This is a genomic window from Nocardia sp. NPDC051756 (assembly GCF_040681495.1).
In the GTDB taxonomy this organism is placed as follows: domain Bacteria; phylum Actinomycetota; class Actinomycetes; order Mycobacteriales; family Mycobacteriaceae; genus Nocardia.
In genome coordinates this window covers 134,263-156,688 of the sequence record NZ_JBFAYV010000007.1, presented here as the reverse complement: position 1 = coordinate 156,688, position 22,426 = coordinate 134,263, and the positions used below count along the sequence as shown (strand labels likewise).

Annotated in this window: 18 protein-coding genes; 12 read left to right on the top strand and 6 right to left on the bottom strand. The window is 65.7% G+C overall.

The genetic code is table 11. The features are described 5' to 3' along the window. Nucleotides 1-45: 45 nt before the first annotated feature. From AB0M22_RS30825 to AB0M22_RS30770, 12 genes are all read left to right on the top strand, one after another. A complete protein-coding gene (locus AB0M22_RS30825) occupies nucleotides 46-942 on the top strand; it encodes an SMP-30/gluconolactonase/LRE family protein (protein ID WP_364734388.1) in 897 nt (298 codons plus the stop codon). Further along, the gene (locus tag AB0M22_RS30820) at nucleotides 935-1,546 is read left to right on the top strand and encodes a bifunctional 4-hydroxy-2-oxoglutarate aldolase/2-dehydro-3-deoxy-phosphogluconate aldolase (protein WP_364734386.1); all 612 of its coding nucleotides are present in this window, start codon (nucleotides 935-937) and stop codon (nucleotides 1,544-1,546) included. Before AB0M22_RS30825 ends, AB0M22_RS30820 begins: the two co-directional genes overlap by 8 nt. A 130-nt stretch (nucleotides 1,547-1,676) precedes the next feature. Next, nucleotides 1,677-2,621 carry a sugar kinase gene (locus tag AB0M22_RS30815; RefSeq protein WP_364734384.1) on the top strand — a complete coding sequence of 315 codons (945 nt, stop codon included), beginning with the start codon at nucleotides 1,677-1,679 and terminating at the stop codon, nucleotides 2,619-2,621. Nucleotides 2,622-2,638: 17 nt separating this feature from the next. Next, a complete protein-coding gene (locus AB0M22_RS30810; protein WP_364734382.1) occupies nucleotides 2,639-3,394 on the top strand; it encodes an SDR family oxidoreductase in 756 nt (251 codons plus the stop codon). Continuing rightward, a complete protein-coding gene (gene dgoD / locus AB0M22_RS30805) occupies nucleotides 3,391-4,536 on the top strand; it encodes a galactonate dehydratase (RefSeq protein ID WP_364734380.1) in 1,146 nt (381 codons plus the stop codon). The genes AB0M22_RS30810 and dgoD overlap by 4 nt, the downstream gene beginning before the upstream one ends. Nucleotides 4,537-5,048: 512 nt before the next feature. Continuing rightward, on the top strand, nucleotides 5,049-5,873 hold the full coding sequence (locus tag AB0M22_RS30800; RefSeq protein ID WP_364734378.1) for an alpha/beta hydrolase: 825 nt from the start codon (nucleotides 5,049-5,051) through the stop codon (nucleotides 5,871-5,873). 349 nt (nucleotides 5,874-6,222) lie between these two features. Further along, nucleotides 6,223-7,686: an MDR family MFS transporter gene (locus tag AB0M22_RS30795; RefSeq protein WP_364734376.1), complete on the top strand. Its 1,464-nt coding sequence runs from the start codon at nucleotides 6,223-6,225 to the stop codon at nucleotides 7,684-7,686. A gap of 195 nt (nucleotides 7,687-7,881) precedes the next feature. Beyond that, nucleotides 7,882-9,426, top strand: a complete 1,545-nt coding sequence (locus tag AB0M22_RS30790) for a M28 family metallopeptidase (protein WP_364734374.1) — start codon at nucleotides 7,882-7,884, stop codon at nucleotides 9,424-9,426. Nucleotides 9,427-9,641: 215 nt separating this feature from the next. Further along, nucleotides 9,642-9,968 carry a hypothetical protein gene (locus AB0M22_RS30785; RefSeq protein ID WP_364734372.1) on the top strand — a complete coding sequence of 109 codons (327 nt, stop codon included), beginning with the start codon at nucleotides 9,642-9,644 and terminating at the stop codon, nucleotides 9,966-9,968. Nucleotides 9,969-10,158: 190 nt separating this feature from the next. Then, nucleotides 10,159-10,647, top strand: coding sequence for a fluoride efflux transporter CrcB (gene crcB, locus AB0M22_RS30780; RefSeq protein WP_364734370.1), 489 nt, complete (start codon nucleotides 10,159-10,161; stop codon nucleotides 10,645-10,647). Next, nucleotides 10,647-11,009, top strand: coding sequence for a fluoride efflux transporter CrcB (gene crcB, locus AB0M22_RS30775; RefSeq protein WP_364734368.1), 363 nt, complete (start codon nucleotides 10,647-10,649; stop codon nucleotides 11,007-11,009). The genes crcB (AB0M22_RS30780) and crcB (AB0M22_RS30775) overlap by 1 nt, the downstream gene beginning before the upstream one ends. A 210-nt stretch (nucleotides 11,010-11,219) precedes the next feature. After that, nucleotides 11,220-13,349, top strand: a complete 2,130-nt coding sequence (locus tag AB0M22_RS30770; protein WP_364735133.1) for an acyltransferase family protein — start codon at nucleotides 11,220-11,222, stop codon at nucleotides 13,347-13,349. 10 nt (nucleotides 13,350-13,359) lie between these two features. Here AB0M22_RS30770 and AB0M22_RS30765 read toward each other — a convergent pair whose 3' ends face one another. Genes AB0M22_RS30765 through AB0M22_RS30740 form a run of 6 tightly spaced genes read right to left on the bottom strand, consistent with a single transcriptional unit; the run spans nucleotide 13,360 to nucleotide 22,398 of the window. Next, nucleotides 13,360-15,651, bottom strand: coding sequence for an excinuclease ABC subunit UvrA (locus tag AB0M22_RS30765; RefSeq protein ID WP_364734366.1), 2,292 nt, complete (start codon nucleotides 15,649-15,651; stop codon nucleotides 13,360-13,362). Between the two features lie 45 nt (nucleotides 15,652-15,696). Then, a complete protein-coding gene (gene asnB / locus AB0M22_RS30760; RefSeq protein ID WP_364734364.1) occupies nucleotides 15,697-17,553 on the bottom strand; it encodes an asparagine synthase (glutamine-hydrolyzing) in 1,857 nt (618 codons plus the stop codon). Nucleotides 17,554-17,579: 26 nt separating this feature from the next. Then, entirely contained in the window at nucleotides 17,580-19,061 is a 1,482-nt protein-coding gene (locus AB0M22_RS30755; RefSeq protein ID WP_364734362.1) for an aldehyde dehydrogenase family protein, read from the bottom strand. Between the two features lie 18 nt (nucleotides 19,062-19,079). Further along, entirely contained in the window at nucleotides 19,080-20,135 is a 1,056-nt protein-coding gene (locus tag AB0M22_RS30750; protein ID WP_364734360.1) for a zinc-dependent alcohol dehydrogenase family protein, read from the bottom strand. 11 nt (nucleotides 20,136-20,146) lie between these two features. After that, nucleotides 20,147-21,340: a cytochrome P450 gene (locus tag AB0M22_RS30745; protein ID WP_364734358.1), complete on the bottom strand. Its 1,194-nt coding sequence runs from the start codon at nucleotides 21,338-21,340 to the stop codon at nucleotides 20,147-20,149. Then, nucleotides 21,337-22,398: a class I SAM-dependent methyltransferase gene (locus AB0M22_RS30740; RefSeq protein WP_364734356.1), complete on the bottom strand. Its 1,062-nt coding sequence runs from the start codon at nucleotides 22,396-22,398 to the stop codon at nucleotides 21,337-21,339. The genes AB0M22_RS30745 and AB0M22_RS30740 overlap by 4 nt, the downstream gene beginning before the upstream one ends. Nucleotides 22,399-22,426: the final 28 nt, after the last annotated feature.

Here is a 22,426-nt window from a genome sequence, read left to right as displayed (position 1 = left end):
CCCACACCGCCGCAATCCGTGCACCAGCTATCACAGGAGCGAACCATGATCACCTTGCGCGCGCATCCGTGCGCTCCGCCGCCCGGGGTGCTGTGTGAAAGCCCGGTGTGGGACAGCAGAACCCAGGAACTGGTGTGGGTCGACATCCGCGGCGGTCATATCCATCGCGCGACATTGGACGGACCCGACCTCACCCTTCGGTCGACGATCAGCTTGGAACCGCCGGTCAGCGCCGTAGTGCCCTGCGCCTCCGGCGGCCTGGTCGCGACAGTGGGCGACACCGTCTATCGAATCGCCGACGACGGCACCACCACACCGATCGCCGCAATTCCGTTGCCTGAGGACGGTATTCGACGCCGTTTGAACGACGCGAAGGCCGACCCGCACGGACGGCTGCTCGCAGGCACAATGTCCGAAGACGGCGTCAAGGGCAGCGCCGCCCTCTATCGGCTCGACCCCGACGGTGCGCTGACCACCCTCCGCGACGGCGTCACCATCTCCAACGGACTCGACTGGAGCCCGGACGGCACCGTCCTCTACTACGCGGACAGTCCGACGAAACGAGTCGACGCCTTCGACTACGACATCGCCACCGGCACGTTCAGCGGCGGCCGGTCATTCGCGCGATTCTTCGGCGGCGACCCCGACGGCCTGACCGTCGACGGTGAAGGCTGGGTGTGGGTAGCGGTGTGGGGTGCGGGACAGGTGCACGGATTCGACCCCACCGGGCATCGGCGCGTGATCATCGAGGTCGGCCCCTCACAGGTCTCCAGCTGTGTGTTCGCCGGGCCGGATCTGAGCGTAATGGTGATCACCACCGCGGCAGAGGGACGAGGTGCCGCGGAACCTGATGCCGGTCGACTGTTCACCTGCATCCCCGGCGCCGTCGGCTTGCCCGGAACCGCTTACGCCGACGCGGGATTGGTGCACAGCGATGTCTGATGATCTCTTGCAGTGGAGCACCCCGGTCATCGCGATCCTGCGCGCCCCGACCGCGTCCCGGTTCGCCGAAGTCACCGCCGTCCTGCACGAATCCGGCATCACCGCGGTCGAATTCACGCTCACGACCGACGGCGCTCTGGACGCACTGCGTGACTGCGCGGGATTCGACCATCCGATCGGCGTCGGCACGGTCATCACCGCCGACGACGCGAACCGCGCGGTCGACGCCGGCGCCGCCTACCTGATCACCCCGATCGTCAGCGACGACGTCATCGAACAGGGATTCCGGCTGAGCATCCCGGTGATCTCGGGTGCGTTCACCCCCACCGAGATTCACCACGCCTGGTCGGCAGGCAGCACCATGATCAAGGTCTTCCCCGCCTCGGTCGGCGGCCCCGACTACCTCCGGGCCATCCGTGCCCCGCTGCCCGATATTCCATTGGTCCCGACCGGCGGTGTCGCCCTCACAGACGCCAGGGCATATATGGACGCGGGTGCCACCGCCCTCGGCATCGGTTCCCCGCTCATCGGCGATGCCTGCACCGGCGGCGATCTCGACGCACTACGCGAACGGGTGGCACTCCTGCGCGAGGAATTGTCATGAACGTGCGACGGCGAATGGGCAACGAGCGCAGCGGATTTCGCGCGCCGAAGGGGAGTGCCCGTGAAGCGGTCCTGCACCGCGCTGGGGAGGTCGGGACTTGCCGCTCGTCGATCGTGCGGAACGGATTGTCATGAGGGGCAAGCTGGTAACGCTCGGTGAAGCGCTCGGGGTCGTGGCGGCCACAGAGCCGGGGCCGTTGGCCTCGGGTGCGGCGATGCGGATGGATTTCGCGGGCGCCGAGGCGACGGTCGCCATCGGCGTCAGCAGGTTGGGGCACGACTCCGCGTGGATAGGCAGTGTCGGCGACGATGCGGTCGGCACGATGGTGCTGGACCGACTGCGGGCCGAACGAGTCGACGTGTCCCGCTGCCGGATCGACCCAGAGCTGCCGAGCGGCATGATGCTGCGCGAGCGGCGCACCGCTGACCGAATCCGGGTCACCTACTACAGGCGCGGGCTCGCTGGTTCCAAGCTGTCCGTAGCCGAGGTCGACAAGGAACAGATCGCCGCGGCAGGTGTCCTGCATCTGACCGGAATCACCCCGGCACTCAGCCAGACCGCGCGCGACGCAGTGCACGCCGCATTGGACATAGCGGTCGATGCCGGTGTCCTGGTGTCGCTGGACATCAACTACCGCAGCGCCCTGTGGCCCCGCTCCGCGGCCGCCGCGGAACTGGCGAAACTGGTGTCGCGATCCGACATCGTCTTCGCCGGAACCGACGAAGCGGCGCTACTCGTGCCCACCGCGAGCCCGGCGGCAATGGCCGAATCCCTTGCCGCACTGGGCCCGTCACAGGTCGTATTGAAACTCGGCGCCGAGGGCGCGCTCGCATTGCATCGCGGCCGACAGATCAGGCAACCGGTGATCCCGGTGACCATGGTCGATCCGGTGGGCGCGGGCGACGCCTTCGTCGCCGGCTACCTCGCGGGCGTTCTCGACGGCGGCCCGGTCCGGCACAGCCTGCGGTTGGCCGCGACCTGCGGCGCGTTCGCGGTATCGGTACCCGGCGACTGGGCCGGCCTGCCGTCGCGCCGCGACCTCGACTTGCTCACCGGCACGGACATTCAGCGTTGATCACGAAGGGAAGAGCATTGAGTCGTCTCGCAGACCGAGTCGCGGTCGTCACCGGCGCGGCATCGGGCATCGGCGCCGCCACGGCCGAGCGCCTCGCCGAAGAGGGGGCCTCGGTTGTCGTCGCCGACATCGCCGAGACCGGGGGAGAAGAGGTCGCGGCGAAGATCCGCGCGGCCGGGCATCGCGCCGAATTCGTCCGATGCGACGTCTCGCACGAAGAATCGTGGACTGAGCTGCGGGACCGGGTCAACGAAATGTTCGGTCCGCTGGATGCCTTGTGCAGCAACGCCTCCAAGCAGGCCACCATCCCCGCGCACGAGCTGACCCGCCCGCAGTGGGACGAGGGTCTGGCGATCAACCTGACGCCGCTGTTCCTCGGTGTGCGCACCTTCATCGACGATCTGCAATCCCGCAACGGCAACGTGGTCGCCATCTCCAGCGTGCACGCCCAGTTCGGCCTGCCCGGGTACCCGGTGTACGCCGCCGCCAAGGGCGGATTGACCGCCCTGGTCCGGCAACTCGCGGTCGAGTACGGCGGATCGAGGGTGCGGTTCAACGCCATCCTCCCCGGCCCGGTGCTCACCCCGGTCTGGGACGACGTCGACGAGGAGGGCCGACGAATGTCCGCCCGCGCCACCGCCCTCGACCGATTGGGCGCACCCGAGGAGGTCGCCGCGGCGGTCGCCTTCCTCGCCTCCGACGACGCCTCGTTCATCACCGGCGCCAACCTCGTCGTCGACGGCGGCTGGAGCGTACGAAAGGAGTCCCGGTGAAGATCACCGCACTGACCACCTACCTGGTCGCGCCGCGCTGGTGTTTCCTGCGCATCGACACCGACGAGGGCATCACCGGCTGGGGCGAACCGGTCATCGAGGGCCGCGCGCACACCGTCGCCGTCGCCGTCGACGAACTGGCCGACTACCTCGTCGGCAAGGACCCGATGAGCATCGAAGCGCATTGGCAGGTGCTCACCAAGGGCGGTTTCTATCGCGGCGGTCCGATCCTGTCGAGTGCGATCGCCGGCATCGACCAGGCCCTCTGGGACATCACCGGCAAGGCCCTCGGCGTCCCCGTCTGGCAGCTGCTCGGCGGCGCGGTCCGCGACCGGGTCCGGGTCTACAGCTGGATCGGCGGCGACCGCCCCGACGACGTCGCTCAAGCCGCGCTCGAACGAAAACAGCAGGGCTTCACCGCGATCAAGATGAACGGCTCGGCCGAACTCGAATTGATCGACACACCACGCGCGACCACCGCCATCGTCGACCGCGTCGCGGCCGTACGCGAAGCCACCGGCGACGACTTCGACATCGCCGTCGACTTCCACGGCCGCCTCTCCGTCGCGATGGCGCGGCGAGTGCTACCGCTGCTCGAGCCGTACCTGCCCTTCTTCGTCGAAGAGCCGCTGGTGCCCGAGGTCAGCGACCGGATCGGCGAGATCACCCGCGCGACAAGCATTCCCATCGCCACCGGCGAACGACTGTTCTCCCGGTGGGACTTCCGCACGGTGATCGACCAGGGCATCGCGGTCGTCCAGCCGGATCTCTCGCACGCGGGCGGCATCTCCGAGGTCCGCCGGATCGCCGCCCTCGCCGAGAGTCGCGACGTGGCGATCGCGCCGCATTGCCCGCTCGGCCCGATCGCGCTGGCCGCCAGCCTGCAGGTCGGTTTCGCCACCCCCAACCTGCTCATCCAAGAACAGAGCCTCGGCATCCACTACAACACCGGATCCGACCTACTCGATTACCTCGTCGACCCCGCCGTCTTCGCCTACCGCGACGGCTATGTCGACCTACTGAACGCGCCGGGTCTCGGTATCGAGATCGACGAGAAGGCGGTGGCCCGAGCCGCCGAACTGGGCCATCGCTGGCGAAATCCGATCTGGTACCGCAAGGACGGTTCCTTCGCCGAATGGTGAATCACACTGCCGGTGCGGTTGCCGGCCCGTAACAACGGAGAAACTGCCGTGGTCGCATACATTCTGATTTCTGCCCTCCGACTCGCCGCACCGCCGGCCGAGCGGATGTACGAACCTGACGAACACATCGACGAACACACCGTGATCGACGACCGCGCACAGGATGCGCGCGTCGAAGCGGATCCCGCGGAACGGATCGACGAGGCGCCGCAGCGCACAGCGGCACTCGCGCCACCACCGCGTGCCATCACGCCGCTACCGAGTGGAGGACATCCACCCAGAGATAGCCCGGCCGGGCCGGCAAGCAGCCCGCCCCACAAACAACGATTGAGAATCGTGCCCGGTCACGTGCCGCAGGTGGACCGGGGTGGCCCGCGAGAGCAGAAACGCGCCTGACGATCACCCGCCCATCGATCTGCTCCCTTCGAACGAACCAGGCGCAGGCGTAACGTTTGCTGTGCGTACCTGCACCATCGGGCGCACAGGTACTTCGGGTGGACGGAGGACGCAGAGTGGCAGTCGAGACCCGCGACATACCAACGCGATTGGGAAATCTTCACGTCCAGATCGCGGGCGCAGGCGACCCCATCCTGCTATGGCCCAGCCTGTTGCTGGACCACACCCTGTGGCAGGCCCAGGTCGAGCATTTCGCGCCGCGATTCACCACCATCGCCATCGACCCACCCGGCCACGGCGCCAGCACTCCACTCACCCGAACCTTCACCTTCGACGAATGTGCCACCTGCATCACGCAGATCCTCGACGAACTCGGCTTCGATCGCGCCCACATCATCGGCAACTCCTGGGGCGCGATGATCGGCGCGACCTTCGCCGCCCGCTACCCCGACCGCGTCCGCACCGCCGTCCTGATGAACGGCACCGCCTCACCCGCCCCACGCCGCCAACGCCTCGAGTACGCAGCTCTGCTGACCATCGCACGACTGCTACGCGGCATCCGCCCGCCACTCACCCGATCGGTCGTCTCCGCGTTCCTCGGCCCGACCTCACGCCGAACCCGGCCGGAGGTGGTCGAGCGGATGCTGCACGTCGCGCGCGCCAACAACGTCGCATCCGTAACCCCGGCAATCCGCAGCGTGGTCTCGCAACGACCGGATCAACGCAGCCTGCTCGGCGAGATCCGCACCCCGACCCTCGTCGTGGCCGGCCGCGAGGACGCGACTTTCCCACCCGCCGAGGTCGAAGAGATGGCGCGCTGCATCCCCGACGCCGAGTACGTCCTGCTCGACGGCGCAGCCCATCTCGTCGCCCTGGAAGTCCCGGACACGGTCAACACTCTGATCGACGACTTCCTGACCCGCCACACCTCGCTGAAGTGATCTCCCCATTGGGATTCCGCCGTCGGGCTGGCGACCAGCCGACCTCCTCGCGGCGATCCACGCCCAGCCACTCCCCAGCCACCCGTCGAATCCACTGCATCGACCAGAGTGATCCGGCTCACGATTCGATCTTGGATTAGCCGAGAAAATCCCTCTGAGCAGCGGTTATGTCGCAGACAGCAGGCATATCTCCGGGAAAACCCGGTGATTTGTGTCGGTCCCAACCGGTTAACTGATGGTCGCCCGATGAGTTCGAGCACCCGAGTCCGTCTCATTCATTGTGGCGCCGGGACCTCGACCCTCCAGGGACCACACGTGCAACTGTCAACCATCTGCCCGGAGGTATCCGATGTCCGCCCAAGTATCCGCTCCCGCCAAGGGAGGACGGACACCGCTCGTAATCCGGGTATTGGTACTCGCGACGTTCGTGGTGATCCTGAACGAGACCATCATGATCAACGCAATCCCGCGGCTCATGGCGGATCTCGATGTCACCGAGCGGGCAGCGCAGTGGGTTTCCACCGCGTTCATGCTCACCATGGCCGCCATCATTCCGACCACCGGCTGGTTCCTGCAACGGGTTTCGACTCGCCAGGCCTACGCGTCGGCGATGGGCATCTTCCTGGCCGGCACCGCGCTGTCGGCGATCGCGCCGACCTTCGAGGTGCTGCTGCTCGGCCGGATCGTGCAGGCCGGCGGCACCGCGGTGATGATGCCGCTGCTGATGACCACGCTGATGACCGTTGTCCCCGAACAGGACCGCGGCCGGGTGATGGGCAACGTCACGCTCGCCATTTCGGTGGCGCCCGCGATGGGGCCGGTGATCTCCGGACTGGTGTTGCAAGTCGGCTCGTGGCGTTGGCTTTTCGTGCTCGTGCTGCCGATCACCGCGGTGGTGGCCTGGCTGGGTCTGCGTCAGCTGGAGAACGTCGGTGAGCCGCAGGCCGGCGCGATCGACTGGGCCAGCGTGTTCCTCGCCGCGCTCGGCTTCGGTGGACTGGTGTTCGGGCTCAGCCGATTCGAGGTCGACAACCTGACCAGCCCGGCGCTGATCGTCGCCGCCGGCGTTGCGCTGATCGCCGGGTTCGTGTTCCGTCAGCTGAGCCTGCAGCGCTCCGGCACCCCGCTGCTGGATCTGCGCGTCCTGCTGGCCGGCACCTACACCAAGGCGCTGGTGCTGATGTCGGTCGCGTTCATGGCGATGCTCGGGTCGATGATCCTGCTGCCGCTGTACCTGCAGAACCTGCGTGGTCTGAGCCCGCTGGCGACCGGCCTGCTGGTGATGCCGGGTGGTTTGGCGATGGGTCTGCTCGGACCGACCATCGGACGGCTGTTCGACCGGTTCGGCGGACGGTTGCTGGTGATTCCCGGGTCGATCGGCATCGCCGCATCGCTGGCCGGCTTCACCCTGATCTCGCTGAGCATGCCGTACTGGCAGCTGCTGGCCCTGCACATCCTGCTGATGGTGTCGCTGGCCGCGACCTTCACCCCGGTCTTCACCCTCGGCCTCGGTGCGCTGCCGCAGCATCTGTACTCGCACGGCAGCTCGATGCTCGGCACCCTGCAGCAGGTTGCCGCGGCGTTCGGTACCGCGCTGGTGGTGACCGTGATGTCGGCGCGCAGCACCTCGCTGGTCGAGGACGGCGTCGACGCGGTCACCGCGCACCTGGACGGCATGCGTCTGGCGTTCGGTGTGTCCGCCGTCCTGGCGCTGATCGTGATCGTAGCCGCCGTGCTGCTGCCGAACCGCGCTGCCGCACACGAAGATTCCGATGAGATCGAATCCACGACGCCCGAATTGATCAAGGGCTGAGGGTAATTCGACCCGAAGAAACCCCCGGCTGCCTGCGCAGGCCGGGGGTTTCCTCGTTCGCGAATCGCCTACTTCGGCGGCCGGATAACGTACCCACACAACCGTTTTCCCCACTTGGACTGGGGTTTCACTAAGCGGACATACCGGCTTAACCTCCGACCATCGGGATTTGTCCGTCCCTTTGGAGGAGCCCACATGCCCCACATCTTCCGCCGTGCCAAGGCTTGTCGCGTTGTCGCGACAGCCGCCGCTCTGCCTCTCGCTCTCTCGCTCACGCTGGCCGGGATTTCGCACGCCGATCCAGGCGCGCCACCCGAGCGACAACTGGCTGAATCGGTCCAGGCGCCCAATATCAAACGGCATCTGCAAGAGTTCCAGAAGATCGCCGACGCCAACGGCGGCACCCGTGCCTCCGGCACACCGGGTTTCGACAAATCCAGCGACTACGTGGCGGGCAAACTCCGCGGCGCGGGCTACCAGGTGACGGTGCAGAAGTTCGACTTCCCGTTCTTCCGGGAGAAGTCGACCGCGGCCATGTCCCAGGTCTCACCCGACGCCAAGGTCTACAAGCCGACCGCGCCGGGCAGCAGTGAGCTCGGCGACTTCGTCACCCTGACCTATTCGGGTTCGGGGAACGTGCAGGGGACCGTCCAGGCCGTCGATCTGACGCTGCCGCCGGCCCCGGCGCCGAGCTCGACCTCCGGCTGTGAGGCCGAGGATTTCGCCGGCTTCACCGCGGGCAATATCGCCCTGATCCAGCGCGGCACCTGCCCGTTCGCCGACAAGGCCCGCAATGCCCAGACGGCAGGCGCGTCGGCCGTGATCATCTTCAACGAGGGTCAGCCCGGACGTACCGACGCGTTCGCCGGAACCCTTGGCGGGCCCGGCTTTACGGTGCCGGTGGTCGGTGCGAGCTTCGCCGTCGGCGAGGATCTCGCGTCGCCGGCGAACACGGTCGTCAAGCTCAAGACCGATACCGAGAGCACGACCCGCAGCACCAGCAACATTGTCGCGGAGACCAAACGCGGCAACGCGGACAAGGTCGTGATGGCCGGAGCGCACCTCGACTCCGTGCTCGCCGGTCCCGGCATCAACGACAACGGTTCCGGCAGTGCGGGATTGCTCGAGGTCGCGTTGCAGCTGGCCAAGGTGCCACCGAAGAACAAGGTCCGCTTCGCCTGGTGGGGAGCCGAAGAGCTCGGCCTGCTCGGTTCCGAACACTACGTGGCGAACCTGCCCGAGGCAGAGCGCAACAAGATCGCGCTGTACGCCAACTACGACATGATCGCGTCGCCGAACTACGCGTACATGATCTATGACGGCAGCGGGGGACCGGCCGGTTCCGCCGAGATCGAGAAGAACCTGGCCAAGTACTTCGACTTCCTCCGCCTCCCGCATGTCCCGACCGCGCTCGACGGTCGTTCCGACTACGGGCCGTTCATGACGGTCGGCATTCCGGTCGGTGGCTTGTTCACCGGTGCGGAGGGCATCAAGACGCCCGAACAGCAGAAGATGTTCGGCGGTGAAGCGGGCAAGCCCTACGACGCCTGCTATCACAGTGCCTGCGACACGACCAAGAACATCAACGAGAAGGCGCTGGCCGTGAACACCGGCGCCATCGCCTACTCGGTCGCGACCTTCGCCTTCAGCGACAACCCACCGGCTCGCACCGTGGCGGCGAAGTCCGCTCCCGCGCAGCACGGAAAGACCCAGACCTATCACGGTGGACTCGCCATGTAAGTCTGGACATGGCAGAACGCAACCCGGTGGCCATCCCACCGGGTTGTGTTCTGTTGTGGCACGGATCTTTGTCGACTGTGCTGCCGCACGATGCGTCGGATGCGGGCCGCTAGCCTCGGAACCGAATGTTTCGACGGGTATGGAGGTTCACGACCATGCAGGAATCGCAGGATCCGATTTCTCTCATTGCAGAGGCCGCTGGTGATGATGTCGCTGTGGCGATGCGGGACCAGATCATCGACTTGGTCGGCGGACGGCGTGGTGCGGCAATGGTTTTCGGTGAACCGGTCACCGCCGACGGCATCACCATCGTGCCGGTGGCGCGCGCGGGGATCGGATTCGGCGGTATCGAGGGCAGCATAGGCGGGGGCACCGACATTCGTCCGCTGGGCTACATCGAAATCAGTCACGGCGTGGTGCGCTATCGACCGATTCGCGATATCTGGGGCCGGGTCGTCGTGCCGCTGACGGCGATGGCCGCCGGGCTCGCGGCACCGTGGGTGCTCCGATCCGCGAGCAAGCTCCGCCGCACTCGCACGTAGTAGCGCGCCCCCACAACCCGCTGGCCATACCCCCCGCACGCACCCCGCGTTGACACGACATACAATGGTTGCTGCGGCGGTGGGGCTCGCCGCTCCGGACATCGGATTCGGAACAACCGCGGGCATCGCCGGCCAACAGTCCCTACCCCATCACTCCGCTTTCGGGCGGCCCATGGAGTAGGAGACAGCCGTGCCCATCGACCCGCGTTCACCCCTTCTCATCGATCCCGATATCGACCTGCACAGCCCTGACCAGCGCTGTGAGCTCGGAGATACCCACGGCGCAATCTTGGCCGTCATCGCGGTCGGTGGGGCGCTCGGTGCGTTGGCCCGCTACGGGCTCACCCTCGCCTGGCCCGCGCCGGCGGGTGGATTCCCGTGGGCGGTGTTCATGATCAACGTAGCGGGGAGTTTCCTGCTCGGCGTGCTGATGGTCGTCATCACCGAGCTCCGCCCGGCCCACCCGTTGGTCCGCCCGTTCCTCGGCGTCGGCGTGCTCGGCGGATTCACCACCTTCTCCACCTACGCCAACGACATCAGGGCGCTGCTGGACCCGAACACGGTCATGGTCGCCGCCGTCTACCTGTTCGGCACCTTGATCGCGGCCTTGGTCGCCACCACCCTGGCCCAGATCCTCGTCCGCGCCGTAGTCCGTCCCGCCCCGGTCGAGGTGGCGTGATGAACGCATTGCTCGTGGTCGCGGGCGCCGTCCTCGGCGCACCCCTGCGCTACCTGCTCGACCGCACCGTCCAGTCCCGCCACGACAGCCATTTCCCTTGGGGCACACTGGCCGTCAACATCACCGGCTGCCTGATCCTCGGCGCGGTCACCGGCGCAGGCCTCTCCGCCCCCTGGATGTTGCTGGCCGGCACCGGCTTCTGCGGCGCCTTCACCACCTACAGCACCTTCAGCTACGAAACCGTCCGCCTAGCCGAACAACGCGCCTACCGCCACGCCCTCCTCAACGCCGCAGTAAGCATCACCGCCGGCCTGGCCGCAGCCGTAATCGGCTATTCCATCGCCCACAGCCTGCACGGATAAGCCGACGTCGTTCGAATACATCCTCCGTATTGTCGGAGGATTTATCTGTGATGCGGACAGTTCGACCAGACGGTGCACTAATAATTTGATCCAATCTGTAAGTGTGACTTACAGATTTGTTCAGTAGTTCTTGAGTGGGAAAGTTTGGGGGGACATTGTTGGGGAGAGTTGGTAAGAATGCGTCCCATGGTAGGGACTGTGCCCAGGGAAATGGTGGTTCGGCGGGTCGCGGCGGGTGGGGTGGGGGATGGGTTTCGGGGGGATGTGCAGGGGTTGCGGGCCGTTGCGGTGGTGGCGGTGGTGGTTTTTCATGCGGGGGTGTGGGGAGTTGGGGGTGGGTTTGTCGGGGTTGATGTCTTCTTTGTGATCTCGGGGTTTTTGATTACCGGGATGTTGTGGCGGGAGGTGGCGGCCACGGGGACGGTGGGGCTGGCCCGGTTCTATGGTGGGCGGGCTCGGCGGTTGTTGCCTGCGGCGGGGATTGTGCTGGTTGCTACCGCGGTGGGGGCGGCGGTGTGGTTGCCGCCGTTGCAGGCTCGGGCTGTGCTGTGGGATGGGATTGCCAGTGCGTTGTATGCGGGGAATTATCGGCTTGCGTTGACTGGGACGGATTATCTGGCCGCGGATGCGCCGCCGTCGCCGTTTCAGCATTACTGGTCGTTGGGGGTGGAGGAGCAGTTCTATCTGTTGTGGCCTGCGTTGATCATCGGGGTCGCGTGGTTCGCGCATCGTCGGCGTCGCGCGGAACCTTCGCCGATTCCGTATCTGATTGTTCTTTCGGTTATCGCTGCGGCGTCGTTCGCGGTCTCGTTCACCTGGACTCGCACACTTCCGCCGTGGGCGTTCTTCGCATTGCCCGCCCGGGCTTGGGAGTTGGCGCTCGGAGGTGTTGTCGCCCTTTCGGTTCCGGTATGGCGGCGGCTACCGGAATCGCTGGCTACCGTCGCCGGGTGGTCCGGCTTGGCGTTGATTCTGTTCGCCTGTACCCGATTGGACGGGCGGACACCGTATCCCGGCACGGCGGCGCTGCTGCCGGTCCTCGGCGCGGTGCTGGTTATCGCCGCGGGCTGTGCCGCGACCCGCTGGGGAGTGGGGCGAGCACTGTCGGTCGAGCCGTTGCAGTCGCTGGGGCGGCTGTCGTATTCCTGGTATCTCTGGCACTGGCCGGTGTTGTTGCTCGCGCCGCGGGTGATCGGGCACAGCCTCGACACTGTCGGCGCGGTAGGAGCGGTCGTCACGGCGGGTGGTCTGGCGATGCTCACGCTGTGGTTCGTCGAGGATCCGGTTCGGTTCGCGGCACCGTTACGACGTTCGGCCGCACTGAGTCTCGCGAGTGGCGGTGCGGTCACCGCGGTGGCGGTCGGTGCCGGGGTGGCGTTGCTCGTGTTCGTGCCCGCCCCGGTCGGTCATGGGGCGGCGGCCGAGGCGCTCACGGTGATGTCGGCACCAGAGCCGGCGGTGGCGGAAACCATCGATCCGCACGATGCGGCGGTTCGACAGCTGACCGCGCAGGTGCAGGCCGCGGTCGCGGCATCGGCCGAACAGCATTCCGTCCCATCGAATCTCTCCCCGGCCCTCGCTGACGCGCCTGGCGACAAGGCGGCGGTGTTCGGAAACGGTTGCGTGCGTTCGTGGCTCGATACCGGGCAGCCCGAATGCGTGGCGGGCGATCCGGATTCGACCAACCGGGTGGCCTTGGTCGGCGATTCGCACGCCGCGATGTGGAGCCCCGCATTCGAACAGGTTGCCGAGCAACGACATTGGCGACTGGAAACGATGAGCAAGGTCACCTGCCCGCTGATGGAACTGCCCATCACCAGCCCGTACCTGGGCCGGGAGTACACCGAATGCGTGCAGTGGCGTCATCAGGTCATGTCGAGACTGCAAGCCGAGCACCCACGCCTGATCGTGCTGAGCATGTCCCGCCGATACGGCGGCGACTTCGGTTTCACCACCTACGACCAGGCATGGATCGACAGCCTGTCCCGCCTGACCGCCCAGCTACGCGCAACCGGCGCGAATGTCCTTGTCCTCGGCCCGATTCCGGACCCGCACACCACCGCGCCGACCTGCCTGTCCGACCACCTGGACGACGCACTTGCCTGCTCACCATCGCGCCCGATCGCAGTCAACGATGAGGGCATAGCGGCCGAACGAGCCGCCGCAACCTCGGCCGGCGCGCAATACGCCGACCTCACCGACCTCTTCTGCACGACCACCCGCTGCCCACTCATCGCCCGCAACAACCTCATCTACCGCGACGACAACCACCTGACCGTCACTTACGCCAAAACCCTCACCCCGATCGTCGCCGCACTGGCCGACCGCGCCCTTGGCTGATCCAGGCGACTCAGCGATCGGCCCGCTCGAGATCGGTTCGCAAGTACTTCGCAGTAACCGACTTCTTGTCGGCGGTGAGCTGTTTCGGAGTGCCTTCGAAGAGGATCCGTCCACCGTGACGCCCCGCATCGGGTCCGAGATCGATGACCCAATCGGCGTGTTTGACGACTTCCAAGTCGTGCTCGACCACGATGACGGTGTTTCCCTCGTCGACCAGCCGATCGAACAGCACGAGCAGACGGTCGACATCGGCCATGTGCAGCCCGGTGGTCGGCTCGTCGAAAACGAAGACGGTACCCGTATCTTGCAGTCGGAGCGCGAGTTTCAGGCGCTGACGCTCACCACCCGACAGGGTCGACAACGGTTGCCCCAGCGTCAGATAGGCCAAACCGACCTCGCTGAGCGTCGCGAGCTTGCTGGTCACCTTCGCTTCGGTGAAGTAGGACAGACTCTCTTCGACGGTCAGCGCGAGCACCTCGGCAATGTTCTTGCCGCGCAACGTCTTCGCCAGCGCCTCCGGCCGGTACCGACTGCCTTCACACACCTCGCAGGTCACGGTGACCGGGTCCATGTAGGCGAGGTCCGTCTCGATCATCCCGCGCCCCTTGCACGCAGGGCAGGCACCGGTGGAGTTGAAGCTGAAAAGCCCAGGCTCGGCATCATTCTCCTTCGCGAACAAACCACGAACCGTATCCATGATGTCCACGTACGTCGCCGGCGTAGATCGTGAGGAGATACCGATACCCGACTGGTCCACCATCACCGCATCCGGATGCTGAGCCGCGAAAGCCCCTGAGATGAGCGAACTCTTACCGGATCCCGCCACGCCGGTCACCGCGGTGAGCACTCCGGTCGGGATGCTCACGGACACGTCGTGCAAATTGTTCACCGTGGCCTTGCTGATATCCAGCGCACCAGTCGATTTGCGCACGGACTCCTTCAAGCCCGTGTGCTCCCGCAGCCTCCGCCCGGTCAGCGTGCTCGCCTTCAACAGCTGCCGATAAGTCCCTTCGAACACGATCTCGCCGCCGTGCGTACCGGCTTCGGGCCCCATGTCGACGATCCGATCGGCAACCGCCATGACATCGGGGTTGTGTTCCACGACCAGCACCGTATTGCCGTTGTCCCGCAACTCGGCGAGAAGTTCGTTGAGCCGGTGCACATCTCGCGGATGCAGCCCCACGCTCGGCTCGTCGAAGATGAAGGTGAGGTCGCTCAAACTGCTACCGAGATGCCGGACAGTCTTCAGCCGCTGCCCTTCACCGCCGGACAACGTGGACGTCTCACGACCGAGGCTGAGATACCCGAGCCCGATCGATTCCAGCCGGGTCAGTGCCGTAACGGCCGCCTCGACAACAGGTTTCGCGACCCGGTCATCGATATGTCCCAACTCGACGATCAACTCACTGACTTCCAGGGCCGCATAGTCGGCGATGTTCTTGCCGTTGATCTTCGACGCCAGCGCGGCCTTGTTGAGCCGCCCACCACCACACACCTCACAGGTACTGACCCGCACGACCTGCTCGACGTCCTTGCGCTCCTTCTCTTTCAGCGCATCGAGCCCGTTCTTCAGGTAGCGCCGATTGAACTTGGTGACCACGCCTTCGTACTCATTGGAATGCGTCACGTCTTTGCCGGGACGGCGGACCTTGAACCCCTCGCCGTACAGCAGCTTGTCCCATTCCTCCGCGGTGAACTTCGCCAGCGGCTTGTCCGGATCGAACAACCCGGATTCGGCGTAGATCGTCCACGGGTAACCACCGACCGCATACAGCGGCGACGTGATGGCTCCCTCGTTCAGCGACTTCTTCTTGTCGAACAGCAAATCGAGGTCGAGTCGTGCGGTGCGCCCGAGCCCCTCGCATTCGGTACACATGCCCTGCGGCACGTTGAACGAGTACATGGTCGACTCGCCCGCGCTGGGCTTGCCGTGCCGCGAGAACAACACGCGCAGAATGGGATTGATCTCGGTCATGGTGCCGACGGTCGACCGGGAACTGCCGCCGATCTGCCGCTGATCGACCACGATGGCCGTCGACAAATGCGACATGCCTTCGGCGTGCGGCCGCTCGTACTTCGGCAGCCGGTTACGGATGAACCAGGGGAAGGTCTCGTTGAGCTGCCGCTGCGACTCGACGGCGATCGTGCCGAACACCAGTGACGACTTACCGGAACCGGATACGCCCGTGAAGACGGTCAGCCGCCCCTTGGGGATCTCCAGCGACACGTTCTTCAGGTTGTTCTCGCGGACGCCTTGCAGCGTAATACTGTCGTTCGCTTGCCGACCGACTCGATCCGACATATCCACTCCCCTCAGCGTGACCCAAAACTAGTTTCCAAATAGAAATTATACCAAGACGCTCACGTCGTACGCGGCGATCCACTCGGCGAGGCGAATGGGCGTCTCGTTGTACAGTCCGCGCTCCTGCATCGACGAGGCGCCGGCCACCGGTGCGTTCAGATGCTTATCGATCGCGTCGAGATCGAACAACGGCAGCGCCGGCGAACTCGGCTCCGCGACAATCTTTCCGAGTATCTGCTTGATCGCCCGGTCATACCCGGAATCCTGAGTGGACGGATACGGCGCCTTGCGGCGTTTCACAATCGATTCGGGCAGCAGATCCGCGGTCGCGGCGCGCAACAGGCTCTTCTCCCGTCCGTCGAAGGTCTTGATCGACCACGGCGTATTGAACACATACTCGACCAAACGATGATCGCAGAACGGAACCCGAACCTCGATCCCACTGGCCATACTCAACCGGTCCTTGCGATCCAGCATCACCGGCAGCCACCGGGTCAGATTCAGATAACTCGCGATCCGCATCCGCCGGTCATGCCCGGTCTCGCCGGCCAGATGCGGAACCTCTCGCAGCGCCGTCTGGTACTGATCGGCGATGTATTCCGGAAGGTTCAGTGCCGCCGTCAGATCGGGATTCAGGAACGCCGTCGACTGCTCGGTGATCGACCGCTCGCCGAGCGCGTGCCACGGAAAAGTATCGGCCTGCACGGCCTTTTCGTCATGGAACCACAGGTACCCGCCGAAGACCTCGTCCGCGGATTCGCCGGAAAGCGCGACAGTCGATTGCTCCCGCACCGCACGGAACAGCAGATAGAGCGACGGCCCGAGATCACCGTCCCCGAAGGGCAGGTCCCAAGCCCGCGACACCGCCGACCGGATGCTCGGCGCAACCAGATCCGCGTTGTTCAACAGGATGGTCTGATGGTCGGTGCCGACGTGCCGCACCAATTCCTGCGCGAACGGCTGATCCGGCGCCTCCCGCAACGGCTCCGGCGCGAAGTTCTCCACCTGCCCTTCGAAATCCACCGAGAAGCTCCGGATGCGCTCACTGCCATCGAGCCTGCGCTGCGCGAGCGCGGTCAACGCGCTGGAATCCAATCCACCGGACAACAGCGTGCACAGCGGCACATCGGCCACCAATTGCCGGGCCACGATGTCTTCCAGCAACTCTCGAACCTTGCCGACGCTCGCGGCAATATCGTCGGTGTGCGGCCGAGACTCCAGTTCCCAATATTTCTCCTCGGTCCGCCGCCCCTGGCGAACCCGAAGAACATGTCCGGGACGTACCTCGTACATGCCGTGCAACGGTGTCTGCCCGGGAACCCGGACAAACGACAGAACGTCGCGCAGCCCGTCGAGCGTGAGCACCGCCCGGCTCGCCGGATGCGCGAGAATCGCCTTCGGCTCGGACCCGAACAGCACACCATCGGCGGTCGGATAATAGAACAACGGCTTGACGCCCAACCGATCCCGATACAGCAGCAATTCCTCGACGCGGCTGTCCCAGATCGCGAAGGCGAACATTCCGTTCAACCGCCGCACGAATTCCGTGCCCCACTCCAGGTAGGCCCGCAGCACGACCTCGGTGTCACTCCTGGTCGAAAAGCGGTGCCCCTTCGCGGTGAGTTCCGCGCGCAGTTCGGTGAAGTTGTACACCTCACCGCTGTAGGTGATCGCCGCCAGCGGCGTCCCGTCGGGCAACGTTTCCGGCGTCACCATCGGCTGCTTGCCGCCCTCGAGGTCGATCACCGAAAGCCGCCGATGGCCTAGGGCGCAATGCGGATGAAACCACATTCCCTCGGCATCGGGACCACGGAAAGCCATGGTGTCCACCATTTCCTGGAGAACCCGGCGCTCGGCAGTGAGATCACGATCGAAATCTACCCAACCGACGATTCCACACATCGTCTTATCCTTTCGCTATCGTCGTCTCACGCGAGCGTCGCCCACACGGTCTTCGGTTCGAGGTACGCGTCGAGCCCGGCCCGCCCCATTTCCCGGCCGACACCGGACGCCTTGACCCCGCCGAACGGGGCAGCCGGGTCACCGGGTGCCCACGTATTGAGGTAGACCGAGCCGGCGTGCAGGCGGGCCGCGAGAGTGTGTGCGGCGCTGAGGTTTTGCGTCCAGACACCGGCCGCGAGACCGTACTCGGTATCGTTGGCAAGGCGCACGGCCTCATCGATGCTGTCGAACGGAGCCGCCACCAGAACCGGCCCGAAGATCTCCTCCCGGCAGATCCGCATGTCCGGCGTGACATCGGTGAAAAGCGTTGGCCGAATGAAGAATCCGCCATCGGGGGAGGAGGTGGGGATGTCTCCCGACGTCAGCGTCGCACCGGCGGCCACCCCGTCCTCGAGGTAGCCCCGCACCCGCCGATACTGCTCGGCCGATACCACCGGCCCGCATTCGGTCGCTGGATCCAGCGCCGGCCCGACCTGCGCACTCTTCGCCCGCGCCGTCAATCCTTCGATCACCTCGTCGAACACGCTCTCGTGCACGAACAACCGAGACGCGGCGTTGCAGGCCTGACCGGTATTGAAGAAGATCCCGTTGTAGCTTCCGGCGATCGCGGCGTCGAGATCGGCATCCGGGAGAATGATGTTCGGACTCTTCCCGCCGAGCTCCAGCGTCACCCGCTTCAGCTGCGCCCCCGCCTTCGCGCCGATCTCCCGCCCCACGGAGGTGGATCCGGTGAACACGATCTTGTCGACACCGGGATGATCCACCAGCGCCGCACCGGTCTCCCCGTCCCCGGTCAGCACATTGACCGTGCCCGCCGGAAAACCGGCTTCGTCGATCAACTCGGCAAACCGCAACGCGGTCAACGGCGTCTGCTCCGCCGGCTTGAGCACCACGGTGCACCCGGCCGCGAGTGCCGCTCCGACCTTCCACGCTGTCATCAACAGCGAGAAGTTCCACGGAATGATCTGCGCGCAAACGCCGACCGGTTCTTTCCTGGTGTAGCACAACGTATTCGGCACCGCGACGGGTATCGTCTCGCCCTCGATCCGCGCCGGCCACCCACTGAAGTAGCGGAATTGTGCTGCGGCGGCGGGAACGTCGAGCGCGCGCGTCATCGTGATCGGCTTGCCCGCATCGAGCGCTTCGAGTTCGGCCAGCTCCGCGCCATTGCTGTCGATGAGGTCGGCCAGTCGAGCGATGAGCAGCCCGCGATCGGCCGCGGACAATCGGCTCCACGGTCCGTCGAGCGCACCACGGGCGGCAATCACCGCGGCCGCGACGTCATCCGCTCCCGCATGCGCGATCTCCGAAATGTGCCCGCCGGTAGACGGATCGACGGTACTGAACGTCCGGCGACTCGCCGCAGCGACGAACTTGCCGTCGATGTACAGCAGATGCGGCCGGGACAGGAAGTTGCGGGCGGCAACGCCCACGGTGCTGATATCCACGAGTCCTCCCGGTCCGCGTCAGAAGCGGTCGATGACGGTGATGCCGGTGGTGGTGAAATCGCTCATCGCGGACAGGACTTCCCCGGCCCGGTCGAGCGAAACGGTGCGCTGCACCAAGGTCTGCGGCGTGAGCCGACCGGAGGTGACCAGCGAGAGCAACTCCGGATAGCTGGAGTGCGGATTGCCGTGTGAGCCAACGACGGTCAACTCGCCGATGGTGATGAGATCCATCGGCAGCGGGATCTCACCGGAATCCGCCGCGCTGGTCAGCCCCACCTGCACGTGCCGGCCGCGTTTGCGCAGCGAGCGTACGGAATTCACCACCGTCGCTCTGGTGCCGAGCGCATCGATCGAGACATGCGCACCACCACCGGTAACCTCCTGGATCACCGCGGGCACCTCCTGCTCGACGCTCGCATCGACGGTATGCGCCGCGCCCTGCTCTTTGGCCAGCGCGAGCTTGCCCGCATCGATATCCACCGCGACAACGGAAGCCCCTGCGGCACTGGCAATCTGAACGGCGGCTAGCCCGACGCCGCCGACTCCGTGCACAGCAACCCATTCGCCGGGACGAACCTGCCCCTGCCCGGTGACCGCGTGGAACGCCGTCATGAATCGACACCCGATCGCGCTCGCCGCCACCGGCGTGAGCTCGTCCGGCACCAGCACACAGTTGAAGTCGGCATTGGAGATCTGGACGTATTCGGCATACCCACCGTCACACCAGAACCCGAGTACCTGCATGTTGTCGCACACATTGGCCTGCCCCGACCGGCAGAACGCGCACGTCCCGCAGGCCAGGTGAAACGGAGTGGTGACCCGATCACCGATCCGCACACCACGCACCTCGCGACCGACCGCCGTGACTGTACCGACGATCTCGTGCCCCAGAGTGCGCGGCAACGCGACCTGTCCGCCCATCCAACCCCAGTCACCCATCCACGCGTGCCAGTCGCTACGGCAGATGCCGGTGGCGATAACCTCGAGCACGACGCCGTCGGGTTCCGGTGTGGGATCGGGGATGTCGCGCAACTCGAGTGGGGCGCCGTACTCGACAATCTGTGCCGCTCTCATCGTCGCCCCTTTCAGGAGATGCGCATGGGGAGCGTTTCCAGTCCCCGGGTGATGTTGTTCGGTTCCCGGATGGGGCCACCGGTGAGTTCCAGCGAGGTCGCGCGCTTGGCGAGCGCGGCGAACAACGCGTTTGCCTCCATCGAGGCGAGAGTCCTTCCGGGACAGTTGTGTACGCCGAAACCGAAGCCGACGGTGTCCGCCGGGTTGCGGTCCGCCTGGAACCTGTCCGGGTCGGGGTAGTGGCGTTCGTCGCGGTTGGCCGCACCGTAGGAGACCAAGACCCGCGCACCCTCGGGAATGGTGACGCCGTCGATCTCCCGGTCCTCGGTCGTGACCCGGGAGAAGTGCTGGATCGGCGTCTCCAGCCGGACGCCCTCCAGGAACGCGCCGGGGATCAGCTTCGGATCCTGCCGAATGGCCGTCCACTGGTCCGGGTTCTCGGCCAGCAGCCACAGGGTGCTGGCCACGCCGGCGATGGTGGTGTCGAGGCCAGCGCAAGCGTAGGCGCTCATGGTCATCAAGGCTTCGTTCTCGGTGATCTCGCCGCGATCGGCTGCCTCCCAGACGATTTGGCCGAAGCTGTCCGGCAGCAACTTGTCCGGCGTCGCATCGGTGACGAGATACTGCATGAGTGCCTCGACGTCCGGGAAGGTCGACAGCTGACGTTCACCGGGCGGCCCGAAGTAGTTGAACGCGCCGAGCGCCCAGACCAGAATCTTGTCCCGCTGTTCGTCGCGGGGGAAGCCGATGAGGTCCATCACGATGTCCACCGGCAGCTTGGCCGCGAAATCGGTGACGCCGTCGAAGGTTTCGCGCTGCATCAGGTCGTCGACCAGTTCGTCGGCGAGCTGCTCGATATTGCCCGCGACCTTGCGCACATACTTGGGCCGCAGGGCGTCGTCGAGCACCTTGCGCACGGCTCGGTGCCGCGGCGGGTCCATCGACAGCAGCGACCCGTCCGACAGTTCGTTGGCCGTCGGGTTCATCGCGATGCCCTGGGCGGAGCTGAACCCCTCCCAGTCGACGAGCGCGGCCCGCACCTGGTCGTACCGGAACAGCCCGTAGAGATCGTGTTCGGTCATCTGGACGACCGGCCCCAGGTCACGCAGGGTCTGATAGCTGGGCACCGGATCGAGCAGGGCCTCGGTCGAGAACAGGTCCAGATCGGTCTCGACCGCGGCGCCGGGGGTCGCTGTCGTGGTCACGACTGGTCCTTTCCGGCCAGATCGTAGAAGCACAACCGCGGGCCGGCCTCCGGTCGTGTGTACATCCGGCGACAGGTCAGCTCGGACTTCTCGAACACGTCGAACCAGGCGGCACGATCACGCGGCAGTCCCTGGCCGGTCAGCACGTGGATGAGGAAGAAGTCGTCGTCGTTTTCCCTGCTGTCGTAACGGATTTCGGGCTCGCCGACCAACAGGATCTTCAATGCCGGGAAGGTCGCCGAGATCTCGTTCAACAGATCGATGACGGCCTGCTCGCCGTGCCGGAAATGCTCGTGCAACGCGCTCATCATGCACAGCCCGTCCGCCTCGAAGCATTCCTTCGGCCAGGTCTTCGGCGCGAACGCGTCCCCGACAACGAACTTGACCCGATCGGCCACACCGGAGGTGCGGGCGTGCTCGTTCGCCACCGCGACGGCGTCGGCATCGATATCCAAGCCGATACCGGTCAGCGAAGGATCGCGCAGGCATGCATCCACGACCAATGATCCGCCACCACAACCGATGTCGAGAATGCGCTCGACGTTGCGGCCGCGCATAGCGGTGAGCAGAGTGGGAGTGTGGAAGGCGGAGAAGAGAGTGTCGCAGTGCGCGCCGAGCTTGCCGCCGTCGCGAATCACGTCCTTGCCGTACACCGCCTTGCCGGTGAGCAGATCGCCGGTCCGGCTGGTGACCATCCCATACGCGTCGACATAGACGCCGAGACGAGCCAGCGAGACATCCGTGGTGAGGAACTCGCCGAGCCGGGTCAGGAAGAATTCCTCGCCCCGGGTCTCGAGGATTCCTCGATTGACCAGATAGCGCAGAAAACCGGGCCCCATATCCGGATCGATCCCGGCCAGCAACCCGTCGGCTGGACTGCGCGGTCCGGACTTCAGCCGCTCCAGCAGCGGGGTGTCGGCGATCGCCCGCACCGCGTGGCAGACGTGCATCGCGCTGATCATCTCGGGCAGGTCGGACAGCGTGAACGCCTGCCATTCCCTGCGCTGCTGCTCATCGGTGAGTTCGATGATCTCCGGACGATATTCGGTGGTCGTCATCGTGGTTCCTTTCGAAAGTGGTGTCGTC

What these genes read in the sequence shown, in the direction of transcription:
- AB0M22_RS30825 (WP_364734388.1), top strand. Translation starts at nt 46, where the DNA reads ATGATCACCTTGCGCGCGCATCCGTGCGCTCCGCCGCCCGGGGTGCTG.
- AB0M22_RS30820 (WP_364734386.1), top strand. Translation starts at nt 935, where the DNA reads ATGTCTGATGATCTCTTGCAGTGGAGCACCCCGGTCATCGCGATCCTG.
- AB0M22_RS30815 (WP_364734384.1), top strand. Translation starts at nt 1,677, where the DNA reads ATGAGGGGCAAGCTGGTAACGCTCGGTGAAGCGCTCGGGGTCGTGGCG.
- AB0M22_RS30795 (WP_364734376.1), top strand. Translation starts at nt 6,223, where the DNA reads ATGTCCGCCCAAGTATCCGCTCCCGCCAAGGGAGGACGGACACCGCTC.
- AB0M22_RS30790 (WP_364734374.1), top strand. Translation starts at nt 7,882, where the DNA reads ATGCCCCACATCTTCCGCCGTGCCAAGGCTTGTCGCGTTGTCGCGACA.
- crcB (WP_364734368.1), top strand. Translation starts at nt 10,647, where the DNA reads ATGAACGCATTGCTCGTGGTCGCGGGCGCCGTCCTCGGCGCACCCCTG.
- AB0M22_RS30770 (WP_364735133.1), top strand. Translation starts at nt 11,220, where the DNA reads ATGGTGGTTCGGCGGGTCGCGGCGGGTGGGGTGGGGGATGGGTTTCGG.
- AB0M22_RS30765 (WP_364734366.1), bottom strand. Translation starts at nt 15,651, where the DNA reads ATGTCGGATCGAGTCGGTCGGCAAGCGAACGACAGTATTACGCTGCAA.
- asnB (WP_364734364.1), bottom strand. Translation starts at nt 17,553, where the DNA reads ATGTGTGGAATCGTCGGTTGGGTAGATTTCGATCGTGATCTCACTGCC.
- AB0M22_RS30750 (WP_364734360.1), bottom strand. Translation starts at nt 20,135, where the DNA reads ATGAGAGCGGCACAGATTGTCGAGTACGGCGCCCCACTCGAGTTGCGC.
- AB0M22_RS30740 (WP_364734356.1), bottom strand. Translation starts at nt 22,398, where the DNA reads ATGACGACCACCGAATATCGTCCGGAGATCATCGAACTCACCGATGAG.